At 45.9% G+C, this 13396-nt stretch carries 19 protein-coding genes; 11 read left to right on the top strand and 8 right to left on the bottom strand.

What is annotated here, in order from left to right:
- Positions 1-16: 16 nt before the first annotated feature.
- On the bottom strand, positions 17-307 hold the full coding sequence (locus ACTRXF_RS11675; protein WP_474262008.1) for a 4a-hydroxytetrahydrobiopterin dehydratase: 291 nt from the start codon (positions 305-307) through the stop codon (positions 17-19).
- A gap of 18 nt (positions 308-325) precedes the next feature.
- Positions 326-1183, bottom strand: coding sequence for a dimethylarginine dimethylaminohydrolase family protein (locus ACTRXF_RS11670; protein ID WP_474279220.1), 858 nt, complete (start codon positions 1181-1183; stop codon positions 326-328).
- 241 nt (positions 1184-1424) lie between these two features.
- On the opposite strand from ACTRXF_RS11670, the gene accC reads away from it, so the two are divergent.
- Genes accC through accB form a run of 3 tightly spaced genes read left to right on the top strand, consistent with a single transcriptional unit; the run spans position 1425 to position 3957 of the window.
- Positions 1425-2786: an acetyl-CoA carboxylase biotin carboxylase subunit gene (gene accC, locus ACTRXF_RS11665; RefSeq protein ID WP_474262010.1), complete on the top strand. Its 1362-nt coding sequence runs from the start codon at positions 1425-1427 to the stop codon at positions 2784-2786.
- Between the two features lie 23 nt (positions 2787-2809).
- A complete protein-coding gene (locus ACTRXF_RS11660; RefSeq protein WP_474262011.1) occupies positions 2810-3442 on the top strand; it encodes a TetR/AcrR family transcriptional regulator in 633 nt (210 codons plus the stop codon).
- A 29-nt stretch (positions 3443-3471) separates the two neighbouring features.
- Positions 3472-3957 carry an acetyl-CoA carboxylase biotin carboxyl carrier protein gene (gene accB, locus ACTRXF_RS11655; protein ID WP_474262012.1) on the top strand — a complete coding sequence of 162 codons (486 nt, stop codon included), beginning with the start codon at positions 3472-3474 and terminating at the stop codon, positions 3955-3957.
- Between the two features lie 47 nt (positions 3958-4004).
- Here accB and ACTRXF_RS11650 read toward each other — a convergent pair whose 3' ends face one another.
- A complete protein-coding gene (locus ACTRXF_RS11650; protein ID WP_474262013.1) occupies positions 4005-4445 on the bottom strand; it encodes a hypothetical protein in 441 nt (146 codons plus the stop codon).
- Between the two features lie 162 nt (positions 4446-4607).
- Between ACTRXF_RS11650 and ACTRXF_RS11645 the strand changes: the two genes are divergently transcribed.
- Together ACTRXF_RS11645 and ACTRXF_RS11640 are read left to right on the top strand one after the other, a co-directional pair.
- Entirely contained in the window at positions 4608-5174 is a 567-nt protein-coding gene (locus tag ACTRXF_RS11645) for a hypothetical protein (RefSeq protein ID WP_474262014.1), read from the top strand.
- Positions 5175-5195: 21 nt separating this feature from the next.
- Positions 5196-6071: a fumarylacetoacetate hydrolase family protein gene (locus ACTRXF_RS11640; protein WP_474279218.1), complete on the top strand. Its 876-nt coding sequence runs from the start codon at positions 5196-5198 to the stop codon at positions 6069-6071.
- Between the two features lies 1 nt (position 6072).
- Here the strand turns inward: ACTRXF_RS11640 and ACTRXF_RS11635 are convergent, their stop codons facing one another.
- Entirely contained in the window at positions 6073-6972 is a 900-nt protein-coding gene (locus ACTRXF_RS11635; protein WP_474262016.1) for a PucR family transcriptional regulator, read from the bottom strand.
- A 127-nt stretch (positions 6973-7099) separates the two neighbouring features.
- Here ACTRXF_RS11635 and ACTRXF_RS11630 point away from each other — a divergent pair, with 127 nt between their 5' ends.
- From ACTRXF_RS11630 to ACTRXF_RS11610, 5 genes are all read left to right on the top strand, one after another.
- On the top strand, positions 7100-7471 hold the full coding sequence (locus ACTRXF_RS11630; protein ID WP_474262017.1) for a rhodanese-like domain-containing protein: 372 nt from the start codon (positions 7100-7102) through the stop codon (positions 7469-7471).
- Positions 7472-7651: 180 nt separating this feature from the next.
- A complete protein-coding gene (locus ACTRXF_RS11625) occupies positions 7652-7966 on the top strand; it encodes a hypothetical protein (protein WP_474279216.1) in 315 nt (104 codons plus the stop codon).
- 164 nt (positions 7967-8130) lie between these two features.
- Positions 8131-8886, top strand: a complete 756-nt coding sequence (locus ACTRXF_RS11620; protein ID WP_474279214.1) for an alpha/beta fold hydrolase — start codon at positions 8131-8133, stop codon at positions 8884-8886.
- A gap of 30 nt (positions 8887-8916) precedes the next feature.
- Positions 8917-9762: a YitT family protein gene (locus tag ACTRXF_RS11615; RefSeq protein WP_322526440.1), complete on the top strand. Its 846-nt coding sequence runs from the start codon at positions 8917-8919 to the stop codon at positions 9760-9762.
- Between the two features lie 28 nt (positions 9763-9790).
- Entirely contained in the window at positions 9791-10261 is a 471-nt protein-coding gene (locus tag ACTRXF_RS11610; protein WP_474279212.1) for a BsuPI-related putative proteinase inhibitor, read from the top strand.
- 34 nt (positions 10262-10295) lie between these two features.
- Here the strand turns inward: ACTRXF_RS11610 and ACTRXF_RS11605 are convergent, their stop codons facing one another.
- Together ACTRXF_RS11605 and ACTRXF_RS11600 are read right to left on the bottom strand one after the other, a co-directional pair.
- A complete protein-coding gene (locus ACTRXF_RS11605) occupies positions 10296-10598 on the bottom strand; it encodes an AzlD domain-containing protein (RefSeq protein ID WP_462865454.1) in 303 nt (100 codons plus the stop codon).
- Positions 10595-11305 (bottom strand): AzlC family ABC transporter permease, encoded by a 711-nt coding sequence (locus ACTRXF_RS11600; protein WP_474279210.1) that lies wholly within the window; start codon positions 11303-11305, stop codon positions 10595-10597. The genes ACTRXF_RS11605 and ACTRXF_RS11600 overlap by 4 nt, the downstream gene beginning before the upstream one ends.
- A 67-nt stretch (positions 11306-11372) precedes the next feature.
- Between ACTRXF_RS11600 and ACTRXF_RS11595 the strand changes: the two genes are divergently transcribed.
- On the top strand, positions 11373-11939 hold the full coding sequence (locus tag ACTRXF_RS11595; protein ID WP_474279208.1) for a helix-turn-helix domain-containing protein: 567 nt from the start codon (positions 11373-11375) through the stop codon (positions 11937-11939).
- A 33-nt stretch (positions 11940-11972) separates the two neighbouring features.
- On the opposite strand, the gene ACTRXF_RS11590 is transcribed toward ACTRXF_RS11595, so the two are convergent.
- Both ACTRXF_RS11590 and ACTRXF_RS11585 read right to left on the bottom strand, forming a co-directional pair.
- Positions 11973-12425, bottom strand: coding sequence for a GNAT family N-acetyltransferase (locus ACTRXF_RS11590; protein WP_022793227.1), 453 nt, complete (start codon positions 12423-12425; stop codon positions 11973-11975).
- 32 nt (positions 12426-12457) lie between these two features.
- On the bottom strand, positions 12458-13294 hold the full coding sequence (locus tag ACTRXF_RS11585) for a Cof-type HAD-IIB family hydrolase (RefSeq protein WP_474279206.1): 837 nt from the start codon (positions 13292-13294) through the stop codon (positions 12458-12460).
- Between the last annotated feature and the right edge of the window lie 102 nt (positions 13295-13396).

Raw genomic sequence — 13396 nt, 5'->3', positions numbered from 1 at the left:
AAAGAAAATCCGCGAGTTACTGGACGTCTTCGGCTAGTCGTTCTACTTCCTTCGCAGCGTTGAAATCTTTTTCGGTGACGCCGCCCTGGTCTACAGTGGTAAAAGAAATAGTAATCTGGGTATGATCAATGGTAATTTTGGGATGGTGCTGCACATTTTCTGCATGCGCTGCCACCTCTTTAACAAACTCAATACCATCCAGATAATTAGAGAATTTATACTCCCGTACAATGGCCTTGTCCCCGTCATTATTCCATTTTGGCAGATTGCTAAGCTCGTTTTGAATTTCTTCTGCAGACATGATCATTGTTCCACGTTCCTTTCCTTATTGATGATTTTTTCTCTCCCGCCTCAAAGGGAGAGTAGTACACCTGAAAGAGCCCCCGGATTTTATAATTTCATCGTAGGACACTTCATGAACTATAAAACCGTATTCCCGTAATTGTTTGTTAACATGCATATTTTCCGGCAGTGAGATGACATGGCGGCGCCCGAGAGAGAATACATTAGTCCCCAGCCGGCTCTGTTCCTCCTCAGGTACAGAAATAATATTAAAATACTGCTTGACTGCTTCCAGACTCTCCGTGTCAAAGGCTGCTTCATAGGCAATAGCAGTAGCACTGTCCAAAATATTAAATATACAGTCCAGATGCAGATGGCGGTTATCGAAATGTACCGGTATAATCTGCTTATCAGGACACGCTTTCTGAAGTTCGTCCAGGCCTTCTTTAGATGTCCGGGAGCTTTGCCCGACAAAAAGAAGCTTCTCTGAAAGCATAACGTCCCCGCCTTCGATGGTGCCGCTTTTTAAATGTGTACACGGGCCGTAACGCTGTTCATACCAGTCCGCTAAAGCCGTGGTTTCTGCCGAACGAATAGAAGTACCCATATTTGATAAAAACAATTGATCATCAATCACAAACCCAATGTCCCGGGTGAAGACCTGTTCGGGGAGAGAAGCGGAGGCAGGCAGAAAATGTACAGAAGCGCCGAATTCCTGAATGACAGCTGTAAGCTGTTTATGCTGAAACACTGCTTTTTCTATATCGATATTGGCGGAAGCGTGCTGCTTCTGCATTTCATTTATTACTTCTTTAATAGCCATATGCCTGGGCTCGCACATGATAACATCGGCTAAAACAGAATATTCATCTTCAACATACGCAGTAATAGTGTTGGTCAAAAGAACCCGCTCCTTTTCTCTTTAAGCATACATTATACCAGACAAAACGACGGGAATTATGTATGCTTAAAGGAAAGAAAAGAAAAGTTTTAAAAAAATTGTTGAGAAGAATTGACAAAAGGAATAAAATGAAGGGTAGTATAATTATGAAAAATCCTTACATATCAAGGGTTTTCGAGATAGATCGTCAGCGGGGCCGGAAATCAGCCGCTGGTTGTTTACAGAAAGAGAGGCACGAAGTATGTTTAAACGAATATTAATAGCCAACCGCGGCGAGATCGCAGTTCGCATTATAAGAGCCTGCCGGGAGCTTGGGATTGAAACTGTAGCCGTATATTCTGAAGCGGATAAGGATGCCCTCCATGTCCACATGGCAGACGAAGCTTACTGTGTGGGACCGTATGCTTCCTCAGAAAGCTACTTAAAAATGACTAATTTAATTTCCACTGCTTTAAAAACAGGAGCTGAAGCGATCCACCCGGGATACGGTTTTTTAGCAGAGAACGCTGAATTTGCCGAAATCTGTGCAGACCACGATATTACGTTTATCGGCCCTTCTCCGGAAGCTATCCGCCGGATGGGAACGAAGGACGTGGCAAGAGAAACAATGAGGGATGCAGGAGTACCGGTTGTACCAGGAAGCAATGGATTGCTCGATGAAAATACGGATGTTCATGCACTTGCAGAAGAGATCGGTTATCCAGTGATGATCAAGGCTACTGCCGGCGGCGGCGGAAAAGGAATGCGGGCAGCTCATGCCGCTGAAGACCTGGACAAATGCATCCAGATGGCTCGTCAGGAAGCAGAGAGCTCCTTTGGTGACGCCGGAGTTTACATGGAGAAGCTGGTTGTGGAGCCAAGGCATATTGAAATTCAGGTTATGGCAGACAGTCATGGAAACGTTATCCATTTAGGAGAAAGAGACTGTTCGATCCAAAGACGCCACCAAAAGCTTGTAGAAGAAGCGCCTTCACCTGCTCTCGATGAAGAAACGAGAAAAGCAATGGGGGAAGCCGCCGTTCAGGCTGCAAAAGCAGTTGATTACTGCGGAGCGGGCACAGTGGAATTCCTTTTGGATGCCCATAAAAAGTTTTATTTTATGGAGATGAATACGAGAATTCAAGTGGAGCACCCCGTGACAGAGGAAGTGACCGGTGTTGATTTAATCAAAGAACAAATTTATGCAGCAGCCGGCCATGAACTGCAGGTGAAGCAGGATGAAATTGAAATTGAGGGATGGGCGATGGAATGCAGAATCAATGCAGAAAGTCCGGCAAAAAATTTCAGGCCTTCTCCTGGGAAACTTGAACTTTATCTGCCTCCAGGCGGATTGGGTGTACGGGTGGACAGTGCGATGTATACAGGGTTCAAAATTTCTCCCTACTACGATTCAATGGTAGCCAAGCTGATCGTCCGCGGGAAAAACAGGGAAGAAGTGATCGCCCGGATGAAGCGGGCGCTGCTTGAATTCGTCGTAGACGGAGTGGATACGACGATCCCGTTTCACTTGAAGCTTTTAAACCATGAAGATTTTATTTCCGGAAACTTTACTACAAACTTTTTGGACACCCATTCTATTATGGAAGAAGAAAGCAGTGTCTAGCATATAGGAAGGCGGAAGGATCGATGGCGACCAGATCGACAAAAAAGCGGATTACGGATGCAGCGTTGGAGCTGTTTGAAGAATTTGGCTTCCATGCGGTCACCGTCGATCGCATTGTGAAACAAAGCCATACATCCAAAGGCGGTTTTTATCACAATTTCACGTCCAAAGAAGAACTTTTGTACACTATTCATGAATCATTCATTACCTATGTGCTTACAAAGGCAGACGAAGTGCAGTCCAGATATGACACACCGGCCGAGCGGTTATATGAGGTAATACGCTCGTTTGTCCGTATGTTTGAAGTGTACCGTCCGCATGTAACAGTGTTTTATCAGGAAGGAAAGCACTTGTCTTCAGATTATTTCAAGCGGCTCGAAGCCAAACGGGATGAATACAAGAACACGATGTTTCAATTGGTCGAAAACGGTATTGAAGAAGGAGAGTTCCGAAAGGAGCTCCCAGTACCAATTACGTCGATGGCGATATTTGGAATGATGAACTGGACATACAAGTGGTACAAATCAAGCGGCCTGTACTCACTTCAGGATATCGCGAACATATTTGGCGATCTCGTGATGAATGCGGTCCTTACCGAAGAAGCCAGAAAACAGCAAAAGTACCAGCGTTTTTTCTTGAATTCAACGCATGTGTAAGTGTTTATTTTTGAGAGGAGAGAACCCTAATGTATTCCATTGAAGAAATCAAAGAGCTCATTCAGGCAGTGGACGAGTCCTCCGTTGGAGAGCTCGAGATCCGCAACGATATGAAAGAAAAGGTTACTATACGTAAAGAAGCAGCGATGCGTCCTGTGGCACAGCAGAGCGTCCAGCCGGCGCCGCAGCCAGCAGCCCAGCCCGCGCCGCAGCAGTCTGAAATGAAAAAGGAAGAAACGCCGGAAGACAACAGGGAAAAGGAAGCGGAGTCCAATTATTATGAAATTACATCACCGATGGTAGGCACGTTTTACCGCTCACCTTCACCGGAAGCAGGAGCTTATGTGGAAAAAGGAGCGGCGATTAAGCCGAACACCATCGTCTGCATCGTAGAGGCAATGAAGTTAATGAACGAGCTTGAAGCAGAGGTCACTGGAGAAATAGCAGAGATCTTAGTAGAAGACGGAGAGTTAGTAGAATACGGGCAGCCTCTTTTCCGGGTGAACCCTTCATAAATAATATGCTCCGGGACTGAGAAGCCCCGGAGCATATTTGTATCTGTTCAGGAAAAAGAAGCACCGATAAACATCAGAAGGACACTGCTGAAGCTGAGAACAAAAGGAACGTTTGCCATAAAGGAAAACCGTTGGTGCCAGAGGACGAACAGCTGGTCGAGCGTAAAAAACAGAACAGCAGCGAAAATGCCCATGAGTGCGATGTTCCAGTGCTGGGAAAAAACATAAACAAAAGCTCCGCCAATCATGTGCAGAACGAGGGAGACTTCGGGGATGCGCCTGAAGAAAAGGTTGGTGATCCAGTCTGAACAGATCGAAAGAATAGTGCCGTAAACAATAATTGGTACGAGGGAAAAAAAGCCATAGATCGTATAGCTGTGCATTAAATCAGCCAGAGTACTGCCGCCGTTTGTCGTAAAGGGGAGGACAAAAGCCATAACAAACAAAAAGAGCGCCCAGACAGCCAGTGAGGTATGCAGTTTATTCATCAACGATCCCCCCTGAGGTATTTAAGTTTGTATTACCGCTTTCATATAGAACTAAACCCGTATATATGATTGAAGGGAAAAGCTTCTGTTTCTGATGGGAAGGGAGGATATGGTACGATAGGAAAGGAATTTTTAACGAAGGTACAAAGAAAGGATTAGACAATGATTTGGACAATAACTCCCTGGGTTTTTTATGTCATCTGCGCCATTGTTACACTAGTAATAGGAGGAGTGACAGCGTATGCGCTGCACCGGGCTGGCGCTAACCGGTCAAAGCGGATAGAGCGGCTGCTCTCCCCGTTACTGGCTGTTTTTATGGTGGGATTATTTTTTTATTTGAGCTTCAGCTTTGCCGACCGCCTGCAGCCGGGGGAACAATTAATAACCTCAGACAGCCTTGAAGAAGCTCAGGAAACAAAAGCAATTATTCCCCTGGGTTCTTACGCGGTACTCGATAACGTGTATGCTTTTGGATATTATAAAAACGACCAGTGGGAGGGCAGTGATGTTCTCGTCCGTGTCCAGGTAACTGATGAAGAGGCATTTCTGGAATCGTACGAGCCTTATATAGCTGGAAATGGCCTGTTTTTTAACCATTCCCGCGTAGAGTTTGAAGAAGCATACGAGCAGGAATGGCGGGCACCCGCCCAGGAGGCCGAAAGCCGTCTGCTGAACGGGGAGAGCCTTGAGCTTGACGGAGTAACGATTGAAGCTGAGCATACAGAATAGTGTTCAAGGAGGAAAATAATCATGCGGATCGCAGCAGTAGAACAAAACGGCCATTCTTTTCTTGCCGGGTACGATGAAGAATTTGATGTGTATGTTGATTTAGAAATTGGCGAAGACGGGGATTTGAGAAAATGGCTCGAAGAAACCGTTAACGGAAAAGCACTGCTTGTAGAGCGGTGGAAGGACTATACAGAAAGCCGTCACCAATTCAAGACACATGCTGCCGAAAGTGTAAACGTGCTCCCGCCGGTTAACCGGGAAGGGCAGAACATTATCTGCATCGGAAAAAATTACGCTGATCACGCTGCTGAAATGGGGGCACAAAATGCTCCGGAGGCACCGCTGGTGTTTACAAAATCTTCTTCGTCATTAATCGCACACGGCGAAATGATAGAGTTGGACGAATCTTTCACAGAAGCTCTGGATTATGAAGGGGAAATAGCTGTCGTCATTGGAAAAGCGGGACGGCAGATTTCAAAAGAAAATGCAATGGATTATGTATTTGGGTACACCTTGTTCAACGATATCACTGCCCGGGACGTACAAAAGCGGCACCAGCAGTTCTTCCTTGGAAAAAGCGGGGACACGTATGGTCCAATCGGCCCGTATGTTACCGTCGGCCCCTCCGGACAGCCGTCAGACTGGAAGCTCGAAACTTACGTAAATGGAGAAAAAAGACAGTCGGGCAGTATGTCGGATCTTATCTTTAATATTGAAGAGCTGATCGAACAGTTATCCAGGGGTATGACGCTCCGCCCGGGTGATGTTATTGCCACGGGTACACCGGCTGGTGTCGGCTCGGGGTTCAATCCTCCTAAGTATTTAAAGGACGGGGATGCTGTAGACGTTCATGTGAAGGCGATTGGTACGCTCTCCAATAAAGTAAAAAAATTATAGCCTATGCAATACCCGAACCATACTGCGCCTGAAGAAGTAAAAAGAGCGGGGCAGCGTGCAGAAACTGTTTGACGTCGATGCCAAGCCGGTCTGTCACTTTGTCGAGGCGGTATTTCAGCGTATTCCTGTGCAGGTGGAGCCTTTTGGCGGTGGCGCTGCTGTTTAAGTTTTCGAGGAAGAAAGTATAAAGAGTGTGCATTAATTCTTCATCCTGTTCGAGACCGCTTAGAGCATAATGGAAAAGTTCTTTTTTAGAGAACCGGGTACTTTCAACCATATGAATGCAGGGCAGCGCTTCAAATGGGGCAAAAGAGCGTCTGGAAGGCTGCTGCTCCTGAAGAAATGAAAACATCTCCTGTTCCTGCTGATAAATTAAACGAATATTTTCACTGCGGTAGACCTTTCTTCCGCAATAAACAGAAGCATCAACCATCGTGTCTCCCATCAGCAGGGTTGATAATTCCTGAGCCTCGAATACTTCCTCCTCGTCTGAGTCATCATCCGGGATAACAGCAAGAAGCTTTTCATCCCCGAGGACGGTAAGAATGACAGAGCGCTGGTAATATTCAAGAAGAGTATCGTAGATATCATTTTTCCAGCGGTAAAGGCTGGAGCCTTCAAGAAATAAAAAACGAAACGGACTGGGGATATGCTCAGGAAGCGTATCACTTTTTGCCTGAAGATAGGCCGCCCAGGGAGAGTCTTCCCGGCTCCCGGGGGATACGGGCGTGAGCACAGTTTCGAGCAGCTGCTTTTCCCGGATCGAGAGTGAATGAATGGGAATAGCCAATTGTGCACCATCCGGAAGCCTGTAATAAAGGTGTTGTTCCGGCTGGATGATTTCCTTCCATTGCTCCTGGGGCACTGCTTCTGGAAATAGCGAAATAATATCATTTTGCAAGCTGACCGCCTCCTATTCTTACATTATTGTATCAGACACGCATTATTCTAAGGTATAAGACTTTTAACGAATTGGCGCCAGGGTGATAGAATGAACCAGAAAGCTAAAATAGAAAGGATGAACGACATTGGCTTACGATTTAGAAGGAATCCGCCAGTTGGATGTAGACGAACTGAAAGAACAATATAATAACGGTAAAAAAACACCGATCATGATTGATATAAGAGAGCCGGGCGAATATGAAGAACGTCATATACCGGGTGTGCCTCTTCTTCCGATGAATCAGGTCCCTGAAGTGATCGATCAGTTTAAAAAAGATGAATCATACGTGTTTATCTGCCGAAGCGGTTCAAGAAGCCAGCATACGGCCCAGTATTTTCAGGACAATGGCATTGAAAATGTTTATAATTTTGCCGGTGGGATGCTCGCCTGGGATGAAGAAACGAATTCCGGCATGGAAAATCCGTTAAAGGACGTAAACGATTTATATAAAAAATAATCGCGAAGAAAGCTGCAGAGTAATTTCTGCAGCTTTTTTAATATAACAGCTATCATAATTCTCACTGAAAAAGCTGAATGCGTCTTCTTTTCTATAAAGATGAAGGGTTTAGTATTAATTGATTTGGGAAATAGCAAAAAAGAGTATTGAATACAGTTGATTGAGACAGGAGGCGTATGTATGCAGAAAAATAGTATTTTATGGACCGTATTGACAACACTGATTGTTGGCGCAGCCGTTTATTTCCTTAAAGACGGAGAAACAAGAGCGCAGGTGAAAGATGTATCAAAACGAACAGCGGCTAAAGTAGGCGGCAAAACGAAAGAAGAAGAAGATAAAGAATTGAATGAAACTGTAGGTAACCCGAACCCTCAGGATTTTGAAGACAACAAAATGGTTTCTGAAGGTGCTCAATACTCTGTCCTTCATTACGAAGAAGCAGAGGAAAAAGAGGAAGAACCCCTCCGGACAGCAAAGGAAAAAGATGAAAAATAGGCAACGGAAAGACAGCTGTCGAAGTGCTTAATGCACGCAGCTGTCTTTTTATGTTACTAAAGATGATTGAAGGAAATGGAAGGCTTCGGTCTTTTCAATAATTGCTTTACTGGGGTACAATATTCAGAGTGTACTACTATAACGGCTGTAAAGGATGGACTGGCATGATTACTATCGAAAAGCAAACGATCGCAGATATTCCCAGCCTGCATATTTCTAAACAGGCAGATAAACATCATCCGCAGCCGACGGTTTTATTCTGGCATGGCCTTGGCAGCAGTAAAGAGCAGAATCTTTCCTTCGCCTATTATTTGGCAGAAAGAGGGCTGCGGGTAGTGCTTCCGGATGCTCTTCATCACGGAGAACGTGAAGGCGATATGGACGCCGGCAGTAGAACCTATGCCTTTTGGGATATTGTCATGCAGGCGGTGGAGGAAACTGAAGCTCTGCTGAATGAAATGACTACATATGAATGGATTGACAGCGGCCGGGTGTATGTTTCCGGTACTTCTATGGGAGGAATCATTTCATGCGGAGCGCTCAAGTCCTTCGAGTGGATTCAGGGAGGCATGATCATGATGGGGTCGCCATCCTGGAAAGCAATGGCTGAAGAACAGATACGTTCATTAAAGAAAACGTCTGACTGGGAGCTCTCGGCACGTGAGGAGCAGGATTTGTTAGACAAACTGGCCACGTATGATCTTTCCCTTGATCCCGCTAAAGTGGAAGCAAAACCTATCTTTTTTTGGCATGGAAAAGAAGATGACGTTGTCCCTTATGAATTATCGTATCGCTTTTATGAACGTCTTCCGGATAGAACTTCAGCGGGGCAGGCCTATTATCTGCAGCAGGAAGCGGGTCATAAAGTAACGAGAGAAGGGATGATCGCAGCCTCAGAATGGGCCGCCTCCCGTATTTAAAGTAAACGTGCAGTAGAAAGGAGGACAACTATGCTTACAAGCCATTCATCTATCGTATCGGAAGTCATACGTGTCCTGGTTATCGTATTCGGGGCTTTGATTATGGCAGTCGGCCTGAACTTGTTTTTGGAGCCGGCAAATGTATTTGCGAGTGGAGCTACGGGGATTGCGCAGATTATTGCAGGCTTTCTTCCGCTTTCCACCGGCGTACTTTTGTTTCTGATCAATATACCGATTGCTATGCTCGGCTGGTTTAAAGTAGGACGGCTGTTTACGTTCTACAGCTTTTTGCACGTAGCGCTGACAACGTTTTTTCTTGATCTTATACCTATTACGGAACTTTCGGGAGACATTTTATTAAACAGTGTCTTTGGCGGGGCAATTACAGCTGCAGGAGCTGCCGTAGCCTTGAAGTGGGGGGCTTCTGCGGGCGGCCTGGATATTGTGGCCCTGGTGCTGGCACGTATGGGAGATCGTCCGGTCGGTACGTATTTCATGCTGCTGAACGGGGTCATCGTTATAGCAGCCGGCTTTCTGTACAACTGGGAAAGCTCTTTATACACTCTGGTAACACTGTATGTCGGATCAAGGGTCATAGATACTATTCACACACGACACGTAAAGCTTACAGCTTTAATCGTAACGAAAAACCCAGACGAGATGCGGGATGCCATTCATCAAAATCTGACAAGGGGGATCACACGGATTCCTGCCCGGGGAGGATTTGATGCAAGCGAAAAAGAAATATTAATGACAGTGATTACACGGTACGAAATGTACACGCTTCAGCAGGTGGTGCAGGAAGCAGATCCAGAGGCATTCACAAACATTATTAATACGACAACGGTGTTCGGGCTGTTCCGTAAAGACGACTAATCAAAATAAAAGTCGGGAAGTGAGAGAGATGGCCGTAAAAAAGTGGTTAGCTGCAGTACTGGTATGTTTCTGTATGCTCCCTGCCGCTGCGTGCGGCAGCGAACAGACTGCTCAAGAGCCTTCCGCCGGAAGTCAGGAAGCTTCAATGACAAAAAATGATTGGGAGCTTGCCGGCACTCTGGACACTGAAAGCAACGCCTGGCATTTGGAATTTGAAAATACGGGCAGCGGAGAAATGAAGCTGGATTTCCCGGATGGCCAGGAAATAGAAGTTATTATTAAAGAAGAGGGCGTATCCGAACCAGTTTATATTTATTCGGAGGGAAAGGTGTTCACGCAGGCGGAGAAATCTGTGGAGATCAATGCCGGAAACATACGAAGGTGGGACGGAGAGCTTGATGCAGACCTTCTCGATCCTGAAAAGTCGTATCAGGCAGAATTCCGGATCCTTGCTGAAAATCTGGATACCCCGGCTCTGGAAACGTCCGACACCCCGTAAGAGCAGGAGCTGGCAAAGCTCCTGCTTTTTAGTATCAATAAATAAAAAAAGCAGCAAGAGAAAGCAGACCGATAGTACCGCAAATGATAGCAGTGAACCTTCCGCCTATAAAAGCGATCAAAAAGGCAATGCAGAGACCGAGCATGCCGAACCAAGCATCAGGAGGGGAACGCAGGGCTCCCGGAAGCAGAAGAGCTCCGAGCGCTGCATACGGAATGAGCTGGAGTGCCTGCTGCACGGAAACGGGCAGCCGGTTAATATTTAATGAAAAGAAAGGGACCACTCTCGTTACATATGTAATAACGCCCATTCCAATGATTAAAAGAAGCATGTTCATGGCCGATCCCTCTTTTTCTGCTCAAAGGAACTGACATATACGACAATAATGACTGAGGCTGTCATTGCAGCTGGAATAGCCCATCCTGAAGAAAGCCAGATCCCAAGAAACGTGTTGATAGCTGCGCTTAAGCCAGCGGTGTAAAGGGCCATCCGGTATTTTAAAATTGCGGGAAACAATAGTGCGGCAAACAGGGCATATAAAGCAAAATCCATGCTGATCTGCAGATAACCGGGAAAGAAGGCGCCAAAATAATATCCGGCACATGAAAAAGCAACCCAGCTGATATATGCTGCCAAAAAGACCCCAATCCCGAAAAATACGGTCGTTTTATTCCTTCTGGAAGAGATCAACGCAAAGACTTCGTCTGTTAATCCAAATGCTAAAACCGCCTGTTTCCATTTAGAGTCTGAGAAAAGAGATTGTTTGGCAGAAGCGCTCATTAATAAATGCCGGATATTTATGAGAAACGTGGAAATCCAAATACTGTATAAACCAGCCCCGGCAGTAATCAGCCCAATAGCCATATACTGGGCGGCACCGGAAAAAATGATAATACTCATAAGTGCTGTTTCAAATATGGACAGACCGCTGTTGGCACCAAGCAGACCAAACCCCAAAGCAGCAGGTACATAACCGGCGGCGATAGGAAGACCCTGCGTAAGGCCGTTGGCCCAGGAGTGTTCTAATGCAGCTGTATTACTCATAAGGACCTCCTCTCTATTTAATCATATTTTACATTTGTATGTTATATTATACAACAGAGGTGAAAAAATGAAAGAATCAATCGGGAAAGAAATCGGCAAAACATTACGGCAGCTTCGCCATGAGCGTGGGTGGAGTCTGGATAGACTGTCTGAAGCAACAGGAGTAAGCAAACCGATGCTTGGACAGATTGAGCGCGGGGCATCGAATCCGACGATTACGACGATGTGGAAGATTGCAGAAGGGATGGGTGTAGGGTTTTCCGCATTTCTGAAGCAGCAGCGGCCGGACATTGAATTTGTTTCCGCTGATAAAGCTGCCTGGCTCGAAGGGGAGAACGGCTATGCAGTCCGGAATATTTTTTCCAAACACGAACAGGCTCCAGTCGAATGGTATGAATTTGTGCTGGCTCCTGGGGGAAGCCATTATTCTTCTGCCCACCCATTCGGAGTAGAGGAATACATTTTTGTGCACGAAGGGCAGATGGAGGTACAGACGAAAGAGGAAAGTAAACAATTAATGAAACCGGGGGACGCGCTGCGTTTCCGGGCGGATCACTCTCACGCCTATATTAATACCGCTTCGGAAAAAGTCAAAGGCGTTCTTATGCTTTTTTATACCGCTTACCGGCAATAAAAAAAGCCTTCCCCCTTAAAGGGAAGACAGAACTTAAAAACGGAAGCCGTAACGCTTGGAAATAACGTCGTAAAAGCCGAGGGAATTATACAATGCTTTTGTGGCTGCGTTGTTCACTCCGGTTTCCAATTCAATGCCTTTGATGTCATTATGCTCTGCCCAGTAAATAATTTTTAACAGAAGCTTCTTGGCAATACCCCGGTTCCGGTACTGCTGATCCACGTAGAGATCATTCAGCCAGACATAATACCCTCCCTTTTCAAGACTGATGCCAATATTTAAAAAAGCAGCTCCGACAATCTGTTCCTCCGTTTCAGCTACAAAAATATGGGCGGTGGAGTCGGAATCAAGAGAAAGATCGATAGCCCGCTGCAGAAACCGGTAAGCATCCTTCATGCCGATGGAATCCATCTGCCCCATAAGCAGATCTGCTATTTGATTTCTCACATACTGTTCGGTATCTGTAGGTACTTTATACACCTGCATCGTTGAACACATCCTTATTTAAAATCACGCGTTTAATTTTTAAAAAGCACTGTGTCGTCCGCGGAAAGCTTTAACCGCTCTTCTAAATAATGGGCGATGCCGTCTTCTTCATTTGAACCAATGACTTCATTGGCCGCTGATTTTGTGGCTGTACTCGCATTTCCCATGGCAAGCCCGGTCCCGGCGGCTTCAAGCATTTCCAGATCATTATCCTCATCACCGAAAGCAATTACATCCTCCATTGAGAGCCCCGCATAGGCAGCAACTTTTTCGAGGCCGTTTGCTTTGTGATTTCCCTTTTTTATTATTTCAATCATATGGTGAGGCTCTCCCCACGAGCGCTGATGCATGCCCTTGGCTTCACTGGATGAGAGCAGATCCTGCAGGCGTTCTGCTGTCCCTTCCTGTGGATACACGAGCAGGGAAGTAGGAGGGTTCGGAAGCACTCTTTCAAGTCTTCCGGCTCCGGTTACCGGTCCCTGGAAAGCCAGAAGATCAATAAAGGATTCATCATGCTCATCCATGTACACATCATCGAGAACTTCAGCAAGCATGTTTTGGACATTTAGCTTGCGGCAGGTCTCAATCACTGTCCTGGCAAGATCCAGGTCAAGCGGTTCATGGAAGGAGCGGAAAGAGCGATCGGCCGGATGATGAACATAGGCTCCGTTGAAATTAACGATAGGCGTGCAAAGGCCGAGCTGCTGGTAGTACATTTTACTGGCGCGGTATGGTCTGCCGGTAGCGATAGCTATTGTATGCCCGGCTTGTTTAGCCTGCTGTATTACTTTCCAGGTCTTTGTGGAAATTGTTTTATCATCTTTTAAAAGCGTCCCGTCTAGATCAAGAGCTATCAAATGTTTTTTCATAAAAACCTCTTCTTTCCTGGTGGAAATATAAATGCGTCTGTACGACTGTATAGAAACAGCGTCTTTCACGATCCGCTCTTTATTTTACTGGAACAAAAGCAA

The organism is Marinococcus sp. LNHM3E3-2.2, assembly GCF_056034385.1.
This window is presented reverse-complemented; position numbering and strand designations above follow the sequence as displayed.

Coding starts and splice junctions, on each gene's coding strand:
- ACTRXF_RS11610 (WP_474279212.1), top strand. CDS start 9,791: ATGGCCGTAAAAAAGTGGTTAGCTGCAGTACTGGTATGTTTCTGTATG.
- ACTRXF_RS11590 (WP_022793227.1), bottom strand. CDS start 12,425: ATGCAGGTGTATAAAGTACCTACAGATACCGAACAGTATGTGAGAAAT.
- ACTRXF_RS11605 (WP_462865454.1), bottom strand. CDS start 10,598: ATGAACATGCTTCTTTTAATCATTGGAATGGGCGTTATTACATATGTA.
- ACTRXF_RS11640 (WP_474279218.1), top strand. CDS start 5,196: ATGCGGATCGCAGCAGTAGAACAAAACGGCCATTCTTTTCTTGCCGGG.
- ACTRXF_RS11660 (WP_474262011.1), top strand. CDS start 2,810: ATGGCGACCAGATCGACAAAAAAGCGGATTACGGATGCAGCGTTGGAG.
- ACTRXF_RS11650 (WP_474262013.1), bottom strand. CDS start 4,445: ATGAATAAACTGCATACCTCACTGGCTGTCTGGGCGCTCTTTTTGTTT.
- ACTRXF_RS11600 (WP_474279210.1), bottom strand. CDS start 11,305: ATGAGTAATACAGCTGCATTAGAACACTCCTGGGCCAACGGCCTTACG.
- ACTRXF_RS11595 (WP_474279208.1), top strand. CDS start 11,373: ATGAAAGAATCAATCGGGAAAGAAATCGGCAAAACATTACGGCAGCTT.
- ACTRXF_RS11615 (WP_322526440.1), top strand. CDS start 8,917: ATGCTTACAAGCCATTCATCTATCGTATCGGAAGTCATACGTGTCCTG.
- ACTRXF_RS11585 (WP_474279206.1), bottom strand. CDS start 13,294: ATGAAAAAACATTTGATAGCTCTTGATCTAGACGGGACGCTTTTAAAA.
- ACTRXF_RS11620 (WP_474279214.1), top strand. CDS start 8,131: ATGATTACTATCGAAAAGCAAACGATCGCAGATATTCCCAGCCTGCAT.
- ACTRXF_RS11645 (WP_474262014.1), top strand. CDS start 4,608: ATGATTTGGACAATAACTCCCTGGGTTTTTTATGTCATCTGCGCCATT.
- ACTRXF_RS11675 (WP_474262008.1), bottom strand. CDS start 307: ATGATCATGTCTGCAGAAGAAATTCAAAACGAGCTTAGCAATCTGCCA.
- accB (WP_474262012.1), top strand. CDS start 3,472: ATGTATTCCATTGAAGAAATCAAAGAGCTCATTCAGGCAGTGGACGAG.
- accC (WP_474262010.1), top strand. CDS start 1,425: ATGTTTAAACGAATATTAATAGCCAACCGCGGCGAGATCGCAGTTCGC.
- ACTRXF_RS11625 (WP_474279216.1), top strand. CDS start 7,652: ATGCAGAAAAATAGTATTTTATGGACCGTATTGACAACACTGATTGTT.